The following is a 10,028-nucleotide window of genomic DNA, read 5'->3' as shown; positions in this document are numbered from 1 at the left end:
TCAGCATACAGTTTTTTCTGATCTTGAATGGCTGAGAGATGGAGCGCGACACGACGAAACATCTCGTAACCATCTTGATCTGATGGGCTATTATGATAGGTGATTTGTTGCAAATGTGCGCGCTGCCGGTTGCGTTGGCGATGCTTCTGCTCTTGGGTCAATTGAATGCCGGGAAGTTGATAATAGATATCCTGGTTTTTTGTATCCAAGATATTTGGAGAAACAGTTCTCTGTTTTGAGCCATGGCGCAAGCGCCGCTGGTGACCTCGCTCCCCAGATCCTGGATTATTGCGAATAGCAGTTTTTTGTTCCGTGTGATACAAGCGCAGTTCCTGCGCCATCATCCGCAACATAAGGTCAACATCAAAGTGCTGACGAAGCAACAAAGTCAGTTTATGTTGACTGAATGGGGTCAGGAGTCGTTTCGTAAATTCTTCTCCTGAAATTGGATCAATGCTGAAAGTAGGATTTTCTGAAACGCCCCCTCCAAATATTGGTGCCAACAGACTACCACTATCTCCTGTCAGCGCAGGAGTTGCCCCTGCATTCGCACTAAAACTGAAAGTGGCTGCAATATTTGAAACCCTTGTGAAATGTAGCGGCTCATGATGCCGGGCGCGAACAATATTAATCAAAAGTTGCTTAGATTCTGCACGGATAGCAGCATCGTCATAAACTTCGACTGCCCGGTTTAACACAATAGGCGACAAACAACCTGAGATTGTTGGAATAATAAAGAAGACAAGTAATATACGTGCTAATTCTCTCATTAGTAATAGACCTGTAAATGTAGCTCAATTCGCATTAAATAGTGAGCCTACATCATTAATTGAGCCTACATTTATTGGTTCTGTAGCAACTTGTGCCAGTTTGAGTAACTGAAAAATCAGATAATCAATTTTAAAGGCGCTCACTTTCCAAAAGACGCCATTCTCTACGCTGTTCTTTTCTCGTCAGATACGGTGTTTCTTCCTGCGACATTGAAGCCATTATGGAAGAAAGCGGTATTAAAGTTGACCATCCCGTGCTTCAACCGATGGGTTATCAATTACTAATCTCCCTTCTAAGAATATTAAACGCGCTGTTGCAACGTCCTGGCGAATGGATAAAATCCATACCAAAGTAGAGGCTAAACGAGTTATCGGTTTAAGATTTTGAAAGGAGAGATTTGTTTGAAGAATTTCCTTACCAGAAGAAGTATTGGAGAAGGCATTTCTGGGCGCGAGGAGATTTTTGCGCGATAGTGGGCCAGATGACAGAAGATATGATCAAACAATACTTGGAGCATCAGTCGGGTAAAGGGTTCTGCCGAACTAGGCGAAATCATCGATACATTCGGATAGTGTCGGACCGGCTCACCCCGTTCGGCACCGAGGATGCACAAGCTGTGCATGCTGCATTGCAGGAACAGCAGTTCGGTCTCCACCGTCCGTCTGTATAAATTGAATAAAAATAGAAAAATAGCCTAATGCGACAGAGCCAATAAAGTATATCTATTGTATAACTGTATTTTTTTCCGAGTCGATTTTCACTTTGGCCTTTTTACCATTGGCATCAATGATCTTCACCTCGACAATCAATTTCCCTTGTTTCTGTTCAACTTCAACCTCGTGGATATTTCCGGGATTTGCAGCAACGGCTGCCCGAATAGCAGAGATTACTTGATCTGCAGGCAATCCTTCGTCACCGGCAAAAGCGTTATTGAATGAAAGAAGCACGGCTGTAGTAAGGATGGCAGCTCCGGTAATCTTTTTCATCATTACTATCTCCTTTTGGTTTATCTATGTGTATGGTATCACCAAATTATGGTTCTATCGCATTAACGAAAGAAAGCTGATTGATAATCTGATCAATAGCTGATAGCTGCTTTATTAGCGCCACTCTTGCTCATCCTTTGACCTTGATATGGGTCTTGCCCAGACGCCAGCTTCTACCAACCGAGCGTTTGTACTTTCTTCTAAAAATATTTTCCAATGATGATAGAAACCGGATCGTCCAATGGCGCACCGTAGAATAATCTACAGACACAACACGCTCCCTCATCATCTCTTCCAAGTGTCGGCAACTTAACGGATATAAACCAGAATTATTACATTAAACAGAACCTTTATATTTGTCTGAGGAGTTATTTAGTAGCAGTAGAAGGTGTGAACGCATCGGAAAAGAAGTTTTCTACCTTCAGGCCGTGTGCCTGGGTGAAATCATCATAGGCTGCGCTGATCATCGCAGGTGCACCGCACGCATAGACTTGGCAGTTTGAAAGATCGGTCAGGTCTTCCATAACTGCTTGATGAACCAGACCCGTTCGTCCTGACCATGTGTCGGTTGGAGCTGGTTCTGATAATACGGGCACATAATTAAAACTTTTATTTTCCATCGCCCATTTTCTGGGCAACTTATCCAGATAAAGATCCGCGCGAGCGCGTGCTCCCCAATAGAACAATATATCGCATTGCCTGAACAGGCTGCTTTCATTTTGAAGAATATGTTCAAGCATACTTTTGACGGGTGCAAAGCCCGTGCCGCCTGCCAGAAAAATAATTGTTGTGTTCTTCTCGGGCGCTTCTTGTAGACGAAAAGTACCAAACGGACCTTCAATACGTAATATATCTTTTTCTCTCATTTGCGAAAATACGTATTGAGAAAATACACCACCATTGTAATTCCGCGCATGCAGTTGTAAAAAATTATCATTCTGAGGTGCATTTGCCAAGGAAAAGCTTCGCCGTTGACCATCTTTCATCAAGATATCAATATATTGCCCAGGTAAAAATTGCAAACGTTCATTCGTCGGTAATTTCAGATAAATGATCATCACATCAGGCGCGACATGATCTAGTTTCTGAACCCGGCATGGCAGGGTACGGATTTTGATATCTTTGATGGTTACTATTTCACGACTTTCTATTTCCAGATCAGACTGCGGCATGGCACGGCAAAATAGTGCCATTCCTTGCTGTTTTTCCAATTCAGTCAACATCGCTTCGTCATAGCAGCCATAATCTACGTGACCTTGTATAATTTTTCCTTTGCAGGTTCCACAAGCGCCATTCCGGCATCCATAGGGTAACGACAATCCTTGCCGTAATGCTGCCTCGAGAATTGTTTCTGTTGGTTCAGCAGAAAAAATATGACCGCTGGGTCTCAGTAGAATTTGATAAGGTTTCATTTAAAACCGATTACTAAAAATGGTAAAAAATAAGCTGTTGATTGTAGGATGTGGTGATATTGCCATGAGATTGTCTGTTTTGCTCAAGACGCGGTATCACCTGATTGGCTTGTGCCGCAATGTCGAAAACTTTGATAAATTACGTGCGCATGGCATCAGTCCAGTAGCAGGGGATCTGGATTATCCAGCCAGCCTCGGTAGATTATCCGGGGTAGCACATACAATTGTTCACCTCGCTCCGCCACCAGGACAGGGCCGCAACGATACGCGCACCAAACATTTACTGACAGCACTTTATCGCCAGTCAAAAACAAAAACAGCGATACTACCACAACAGTTTGTCTATATCAGCACGAGCGCTGTTTATGGCGACTGTGGTGGTGGCTGGGTAGATGAGAGTCGTACTGTCAACCCTCGTAATGATCGTGCCTGGCGCAGATTGGACGCAGAGCGGCAAATTAGAAACTGGGGAAATCGTCACGGTGTTCGAATTTCGATATTGAGAGTACCTGGTATCTACGCTGAAAATCGCCTGCCAACTACGCGCCTGCAACAGGGATTACCAGCATTGCTGGCACACGAGGACAGTTACACCAATCATATTCACGCTGATGATCTTGCGCGAATCATTGTTGCAGCAGTGCATTATGGCAAACCTGGAAGGGTATATCATGCTTGTGATGACTCTCATTTGAAAATGGGAGATTATTTCGACCTGGTTGCAGATCACTTCAGGTTACCTCGCCCACGGAAGATTACCCGAGAGCAGGCACAAACAATACTTTCACCGGGAATGCTGTCATTTATGCAGGAATCCCGCCGCCTGAAAAATGTGCGTATGAAGCAGGAACTGCGGGTAAGGCTGCGTTATCCAACGGTCGCAGATTGTCTGGCGGCCATTACAGTTTAGCTCAATTATTGTCTGGCAAATGCCGTAAATATTGCTACGAATCCGAGTAATCAAATAAAAGGAATCAGCATGGCGACAATAGCAGCAAAACAGGCCAAAATTAAGGAATTCAGCTTCTTATGGGAAGGCAAAGATAAAAACGGCAAGGCAGTCAAAGGCGAGATGCGTGCAGCCGAAGCAATTGTGGTGAAATCAACCCTGCGACGACAGGGCATTATGGTGACCAAGGTTGCCAAGGCGCGCGCAAGCGGTAACATTAACGACAAGGATATCACTCTGTTTACACGCCAATTGGCAACCATGATGAAAGCGGGTGTGCCTCTATTACAGGCATTTGATATTGTTGGCAAAGGACATAGCAATCGTGCCGTTGGAAAGTTACTGATGGATATCAAAACCGATGTCGAAACCGGAAGCAATCTGGCGGATGCTTTCCGCAAATACCCGCTTTATTTTGATTCGTTATTCTGCAACCTGGTTGGGGCTGGTGAGGCAGCGGGTATCCTGGATAGCCTGCTTGATCGGCTCGCCACTTATAAGGAAAAAATTCAAGCTATTAAGGGAAAAATCAAATCAGCCTTGTTTTATCCCATTTCCATTATTGTGGTTGCTTTTGTGATTACAGCAGTAATCATGATATTTGTCATTCCGGCGTTCAAGGAGTTATTTGAAGGGTTTGGCGCCGATTTACCTGCGCCGACTTTGGCAGTAATGGCAGTTTCCGATTTTTTCGTGGAGTACTGGTGGGCCATATTTGGCGGGGTGAGCGGGGGGCTGTACGCTTTTTTCTACGCTTGGAAACGATCCCGGCCAATGCAGCGTGTTATGGATCGACTGGCATTAAGAATACCCATTTTTGGCGAGGTTATTCGCAAGGCAACCATTGCTCGCTGGTCACGCACACTTTCAACCATGTTTGCTGCCGGCGTGCCACTGGTTGAGGCGCTCGATTCGGTTGCAGGCGCTGCGGGTAATCAAGTTTATTATGAAGCCACCAAGCAGATTCAGGGGGAAGTCAGTACTGGTAACAGTCTGGTAGAATCGATGACACTTACTAACGTTTTCCCCAGCATGGTATTACAAATGGTGGCTATTGGTGAGGAATCGGGTTCACTTGATGCCATGCTGAGCAAGGTTGCTGATTTTTTTGAAGCAGAAGTGGATGATGCCGTGGAAGCACTATCCAGCCTGATGGAGCCCATTATCATGGTTGTTCTGGGAACGTTGATTGGCGGAATGGTAGTTGCCATGTATCTTCCTATCTTCAAAATGGGGCAAGTTGTATAAATAATGCCATGTCTAACCTGATAAATTCTCTGCAAGAGTCGCCTGTCTATTTTGTTACGTTGGTTTCCATCATTGGTCTAATGCTGGGAAGCTTCCTGAATGTGGTCATTTACCGGTTACCGAAAATGTTGGAGCGCGAATGGCGTCAACAATGCGCCGAATTACGTGCGGAAGAAATAGTAACTGAGCCAGTCTTTAATCTGGCAACACCACGCTCAACTTGTCCACAATGTCAGCATAAAATTTCTGCACTTGAGAACATTCCGGTTGTTAGCTATCTGTTCTTGCAGGGGCGATGTTCGGAATGTCAATCATCCATTCCATTGCGATATCCACTGGTTGAGATGCTGACCGCTATTCTCAGCGGTTTTGTGGCCTGGCATTTCGGATTTGGGGTGACGGTATTGGCCGCGCTCATTTTTTTATGGGCAATGATTGCATTAACCTTCATCGATATCGATACCCAACTCCTGCCTGACAGCATCACACAGCCATTACTATGGTCAGGTCTGCTATACAATCTTCACGGTGGACTGACAGATATTTATTCAGCAGTAATTGGCGCTACTGCTGGCTATCTGATGCTATGGTCAGTGTACTGGGTATTTAAATTACTAACTGGCAAGGAAGGAATGGGCTACGGGGATTTCAAGCTGCTGGCTGCAATTGGCGCCTGGCTGGGCTGGCAGTTATTACCGATGGTGATTCTGTTCGCCTCTGTTGTAGGTGCAACAGTGGGCGTAATGTTAATTTTAAGTAAAAAGCATACCCAGAATGTCGCAATTCCTTTTGGCCCCTATCTGGCGGGCGGTGGACTTTTAGCCTTATTCTGGGGAAAACAGATCAACCAGCTTTATTTGGCAATGTTCTAACGGTTTTCGTCAGTGAGAAAACATCAAGCATCATTAATCGTTGGTCTGACTGGAGGAATCGGTAGCGGCAAAAGCAGAGCAGCTGAATTATTCCAGGGGCAAGGGGTTGATGTGATCGATACTGACCAGATCGCTCACACCCTGACTCAGCCAGGAGGTGTGGCGATTGAACCGATACGTCAGACATTTGGTGAGAGTTTTTTCCTGCAGAACGATATCCTGGATAGGGCTGCCTTACGAAAATTAGTATTTGCGAACACACAAGCGAAGCAACAGCTTGAATCTATCCTGCATCCACTGATCTATCAGGAAACATTACACCGCATACCAACTATCCGATCAGATTATGGCATTCTGGTCGTGCCTTTGTTACTCGAAACCCATGATTACCGGGGAACAATAAACCGTGTCCTGGTTATTGATTGCTCAGAGGAGCTCCAAATTTCCCGTACCATGGCGCGCAGCAAAGTCAGCAAAGGAGAAGTGCAGGCAATCATGGCGACACAGCTCAGGCGAAAAGAAAGACTCGATATTGCAGATGATGTTATTCAGAATGATTCGGATTTACACTATCTGGCTAAACAGGTAAAACTTTTACATAGTAAATACACTGCACTTGCAACTTGCGCTACAGATTAGGCATATTACAGGTGCTTGTACCATAGCTTTTCTGCTATGCTATCTGAATTCAACGCCACTTTACGATCGTGATGATCTGTTACGAACTACCCCTCAACGAAAAAATTCGCATGTTGTTACGGCTGGAAGATTTATTTAACAAAATAGATTTTTTTGCCGTAAGAGAAACTGCATTTGATCACCATACTGCTTTGACACTGCTGTTTGAAATACTCGATATAACTAGCCGTTCTGATCTTAAATCCGATTTGCTGCAAGAACTGGACAAGCAACGTGCAATTCTGGAAAGCCTGCGTCAGAATCCACAGGTATCGGAAGCTGTGCTGGAGCGTTTGTTGCTGGATATCAAGTCTGCGTTTCGTGGTTTACTGGACATCCCCGGCAGAATTGGCAGTCATCTGCGTGATAATGAATGGTTGATGAATATCAAGCAGCGTATGGGCATCCCCGGAGGCGCATGCGAATTTGATTTACCTGGCTATCATTATTGGCTGCAGACAAGATCAGAAGTGCGTCAAACAGATCTTGAGAAATGGATTGAACCGTTCATGCCTATTCGTAACGGTATTGACATTGTGCTAAATATGCTTAGAAACAGTGGCAAAACATTTAATCATGTTGCTACTCAGGGCTTATTCCAGCAAGCGGGTTCGGAGCATCAGGCACATCTGCTGCGATTACATATTGACGATAATTTGCCCTGTGTGCCAGAAATAAGTGCAAACAAGTATGCTCTTAATATCCGCTTTCTTCCTCTTGAAGCAACGCATAAAACAAGCGTTTACGAGGAAGATTTTTCCTTCGAGCTTACATTCTGTCGTTTGTAAACAAGGCTGATCTGATGAAAATATCGTCAAAAAGCACTCCAATTATTAACTGTCCACAATGCGGCGAATATGTTGAATGGACTGTGTCAAACCGTTTCCGTCCATTTTGCTCAGAGCGCTGCAAAATGCTTGATTTGGGACAATGGGCATCAGAAGGCTATCGCATCCCCTCGAATTCAAAAATTGAAGAAGAACCCCAAGAATAATCTTGATTACCTGTTATCACAAGACAATACTGGGGTTCTTATAATTGATATTATGTTAAATAACGTAACCTAAAAATAATGTTCTTGTTCGAATAGGAGAAAAACCCTTGGATTTAGTTTTATGGCGCCATGCTGAAGCAGAAGATGGATTCCCTGATGAGTCGCGCAAGCTCACGGATAAAGGCTTAAAGCAGGCACAAAAAATGGCGCAATGGCTCAAGTCAAGAATTCCAGAAAATACTCGTATTGTCGTCAGTCCAACTAAACGAACTCAGCAAACTGCAGCGGCATTAACCACCAAATTCGAGACTCTTCCTCAAATTGGTCCAGGCGCCACACCAGAATCGATACTTACCGCCGTCAATTGGCCCTATGAAAGCGATACTACCCTTATCATCGGTCATCAGCCTACATTGGGACAGATTGCTTCCCTGCTTTATATCGGTAACGATGTCGGTTTCACCATCAGAAAAGGCTCGATTTGGTGGTTTAACTACAAAGAAAGAAATGAACGGGGTAATGCTATCCTGCGTGCGGTGATGACACCTGATATAGCCTAAAGCCTACACAAGGCAACGCAGCAGATGCCTTCACGTATCCCGAAAAATTTCATCTTTGGCTTCAAAATTATAAATCAATGTCAATACGTGAACAAGCAATCAGCGGCCTGAAATGGACGGCAGCCGGAAAGTTCGGCGCGCAGATCATCACGTGGGCTATCACGCTGATCGTGATACGAATATTGACACCGGAAGACTATGGCCTCCTGGCTATGGCAACGGTCTTTACCGCTTTCATGCTGATGTTGTCCGAGGCTGGACTTACACCGGCATTGATACAGAAACAGAATCTGGATGAAGGCTCATTATGCAGCGTTTTTGCAATCGTCATTGCAATCAATCTAGGTTTACTGGCATTACTCAATCTGCTTGCTCCCCTTATCGCTGCGTTCTTTAACGAAGAACGTCTTGTCTTGATTTTACGTATCTTGTCATTACAGTTTCTACTGTCCATATTCGGTACCTTGCCATCCATGCATATGTATCGTGAACTAAAATTCAAGTATCTCTCACTGATCCATCTCGCAGCTACCATCTTCGGGAGTTTTCTGACTCTGATATTGGCGCTCTCACAATTTGGTGTATGGGCGTTAATTTTTGGCAATCTTCTTAGCAGTCTTTTCGGTGTCGTTACATTGAATATCGTTTCGCCCTTTTATTTACGACCCAGATTTTCACTGACTGGTATGCGCAGTCTGCTTACCTTTGGCGGCAATATCACCGCATCTCGCCTGCTTTGGTTTTTTTTCACTCAAATTGATGTAATCATTGTTGGGAAACTACTGGGTAAGGAAATGCTTGGTTTCTATTCCGTCTCGATGCAGCTTGCCTCCCTACCCGTTCAGCGAGTTTCCGCGATTGTCAATCAGGTAGCTTTTCCAGTATTCTCAAAAATACAGAATGATCGCGAGCAGTTTCGCGGTTTTGTCCTGAAAGCGATACGCGTTTTAAGCCTGGTAGCATTTCCGGTTTTATGGGGAATATCGAGTATTGCCGACGAGTTAATACTGGTCATACTCGGGTCAAAATGGGAGGCAGCAGTACTACCACTGCAACTACTGGCACTAATGATGCCATTTCGCATGATTGCATATTTTCTTCCCTCTGCTACCGATGCACTTGGGAGACCCGATATTGGTCTCAAAAATGTTCTTTTAGCCTCAGCTGTTATGCCTATTACTTTTTTATTTAGCGTTCACTGGGGAATCATTGGCGTTACCATCATGTGGGTTACAGTTTACCCAATTATCCTTTTTATTAATTATCAGCGTTCGTTACATATAATTAACTTACAGTTAAGGGATTTATTTTTTGCCATAATTCCAATAGTTATTATTACCTTACTCATGTATTTAGCGGTAAGAGGTATGGGATGGTTCATTGGTGATGATAGCAATAAAATTATCAAACTTTCAATTCTGATCGCCACAGGAATACTATTTTATGGAACTTCAACTTCGATATTTAACCGACACTATTATCATGAAGCCATTAATCTGTTTTTTAAAAAACATCAGTAAATGTATTTGGTTAAAGTATAAATAATAATAAATCTACT

Annotated in this window: 11 protein-coding genes and 2 pseudogenes; 9 read left to right on the top strand and 4 right to left on the bottom strand. The window is 44.0% G+C overall.

Annotation, left to right across the window (positions count from 1 at the left end):
• Nucleotides 1-770: pseudogene (locus NSMM_RS13775) on the bottom strand (hypothetical protein); the annotation flags it as partial.
• A 398-nt stretch (nt 771-1,168) separates the two neighbouring features.
• Here NSMM_RS13775 and NSMM_RS13770 point away from each other — a divergent pair.
• Nucleotides 1,169-1,288 (top strand): annotated as a pseudogene (locus NSMM_RS13770) (transposase); the annotation flags it as partial.
• Nucleotides 1,289-1,493: 205 nt separating this feature from the next.
• Here NSMM_RS13770 and NSMM_RS13765 read toward each other — a convergent pair.
• The 3 genes from NSMM_RS13765 to NSMM_RS13760 all read right to left on the bottom strand — a co-directional run bounded on the left by NSMM_RS13765 (nt 1,494) and on the right by NSMM_RS13760 (nt 3,169).
• Nucleotides 1,494-1,760: a PepSY domain-containing protein gene (locus tag NSMM_RS13765; protein WP_245654819.1), complete on the bottom strand. Its 267-nt coding sequence runs from the start codon at nt 1,758-1,760 to the stop codon at nt 1,494-1,496.
• Nucleotides 1,761-1,887: 127 nt separating this feature from the next.
• Nucleotides 1,888-2,043, bottom strand: coding sequence for a hypothetical protein (locus NSMM_RS16245; RefSeq protein WP_218121144.1), 156 nt, complete (start codon nt 2,041-2,043; stop codon nt 1,888-1,890).
• Between the two features lie 82 nt (nt 2,044-2,125).
• Nucleotides 2,126-3,169, bottom strand: a complete 1,044-nt coding sequence (locus tag NSMM_RS13760; protein ID WP_090288323.1) for a CDP-6-deoxy-delta-3,4-glucoseen reductase — start codon at nt 3,167-3,169, stop codon at nt 2,126-2,128.
• A gap of 19 nt (nt 3,170-3,188) precedes the next feature.
• Between NSMM_RS13760 and NSMM_RS13755 the strand changes: the two genes are divergently transcribed.
• The 8 genes from NSMM_RS13755 (at nt 3,189) to NSMM_RS13720 (ending at nt 9,990) form a co-directional block, all read left to right on the top strand.
• The gene (locus NSMM_RS13755) at nt 3,189-4,079 is read left to right on the top strand and encodes an SDR family oxidoreductase (protein WP_090288321.1); all 891 of its coding nucleotides are present in this window, start codon (nt 3,189-3,191) and stop codon (nt 4,077-4,079) included.
• Between the two features lie 69 nt (nt 4,080-4,148).
• Entirely contained in the window at nt 4,149-5,366 is a 1,218-nt protein-coding gene (locus NSMM_RS13750) for a type II secretion system F family protein (protein WP_090288318.1), read from the top strand.
• Nucleotides 5,367-5,374: 8 nt separating this feature from the next.
• Nucleotides 5,375-6,238: a prepilin peptidase gene (locus tag NSMM_RS13745; protein ID WP_090288316.1), complete on the top strand. Its 864-nt coding sequence runs from the start codon at nt 5,375-5,377 to the stop codon at nt 6,236-6,238.
• A 12-nt stretch (nt 6,239-6,250) separates the two neighbouring features.
• On the top strand, nt 6,251-6,877 hold the full coding sequence (coaE, locus tag NSMM_RS13740) for a dephospho-CoA kinase (protein WP_090288314.1): 627 nt from the start codon (nt 6,251-6,253) through the stop codon (nt 6,875-6,877).
• A 71-nt stretch (nt 6,878-6,948) separates the two neighbouring features.
• Complete coding sequence (zapD, locus tag NSMM_RS13735; protein ID WP_090288312.1) at nt 6,949-7,704, top strand: cell division protein ZapD; 756 nt, start codon at nt 6,949-6,951, stop codon at nt 7,702-7,704.
• 14 nt (nt 7,705-7,718) lie between these two features.
• Nucleotides 7,719-7,910: a DNA gyrase inhibitor YacG gene (locus tag NSMM_RS13730; RefSeq protein WP_090288310.1), complete on the top strand. Its 192-nt coding sequence runs from the start codon at nt 7,719-7,721 to the stop codon at nt 7,908-7,910.
• Between the two features lie 107 nt (nt 7,911-8,017).
• Nucleotides 8,018-8,470 carry a phosphohistidine phosphatase SixA gene (sixA, locus tag NSMM_RS13725; protein ID WP_090288308.1) on the top strand — a complete coding sequence of 151 codons (453 nt, stop codon included), beginning with the start codon at nt 8,018-8,020 and terminating at the stop codon, nt 8,468-8,470.
• A gap of 77 nt (nt 8,471-8,547) precedes the next feature.
• Nucleotides 8,548-9,990, top strand: a complete 1,443-nt coding sequence (locus NSMM_RS13720) for a lipopolysaccharide biosynthesis protein (RefSeq protein WP_090288306.1) — start codon at nt 8,548-8,550, stop codon at nt 9,988-9,990.
• Nucleotides 9,991-10,028: the final 38 nt, after the last annotated feature.

The sequence above is a fragment of the Nitrosomonas mobilis genome (genome assembly GCF_900103035.1).
In the GTDB taxonomy this organism is placed as follows: Bacteria; Pseudomonadota; Gammaproteobacteria; order Burkholderiales; family Nitrosomonadaceae; genus Nitrosomonas; species Nitrosomonas mobilis.
Note: the sequence above shows the minus strand (reverse complement) of the source record. Positions and strands in the feature narration are given on the sequence as shown.

Excerpts from the sequence above, each read along its gene's own strand:
- NSMM_RS13765 (WP_245654819.1), bottom strand. The coding sequence starts at position 1,760 with ATGATGAAAAAGATTACCGGAGCTGCCATCCTTACTACAGCCGTGCTT.
- NSMM_RS16245 (WP_218121144.1), bottom strand. The coding sequence starts at position 2,043 with ATGAGGGAGCGTGTTGTGTCTGTAGATTATTCTACGGTGCGCCATTGG.
- NSMM_RS13760 (WP_090288323.1), bottom strand. The coding sequence starts at position 3,169 with ATGAAACCTTATCAAATTCTACTGAGACCCAGCGGTCATATTTTTTCT.
- NSMM_RS13755 (WP_090288321.1), top strand. The coding sequence starts at position 3,189 with ATGGTAAAAAATAAGCTGTTGATTGTAGGATGTGGTGATATTGCCATG.
- NSMM_RS13750 (WP_090288318.1), top strand. The coding sequence starts at position 4,149 with ATGGCGACAATAGCAGCAAAACAGGCCAAAATTAAGGAATTCAGCTTC.
- NSMM_RS13745 (WP_090288316.1), top strand. The coding sequence starts at position 5,375 with ATGTCTAACCTGATAAATTCTCTGCAAGAGTCGCCTGTCTATTTTGTT.
- zapD (WP_090288312.1), top strand. The coding sequence starts at position 6,949 with ATGATCTGTTACGAACTACCCCTCAACGAAAAAATTCGCATGTTGTTA.
- NSMM_RS13730 (WP_090288310.1), top strand. The coding sequence starts at position 7,719 with ATGAAAATATCGTCAAAAAGCACTCCAATTATTAACTGTCCACAATGC.
- NSMM_RS13720 (WP_090288306.1), top strand. The coding sequence starts at position 8,548 with ATGTCAATACGTGAACAAGCAATCAGCGGCCTGAAATGGACGGCAGCC.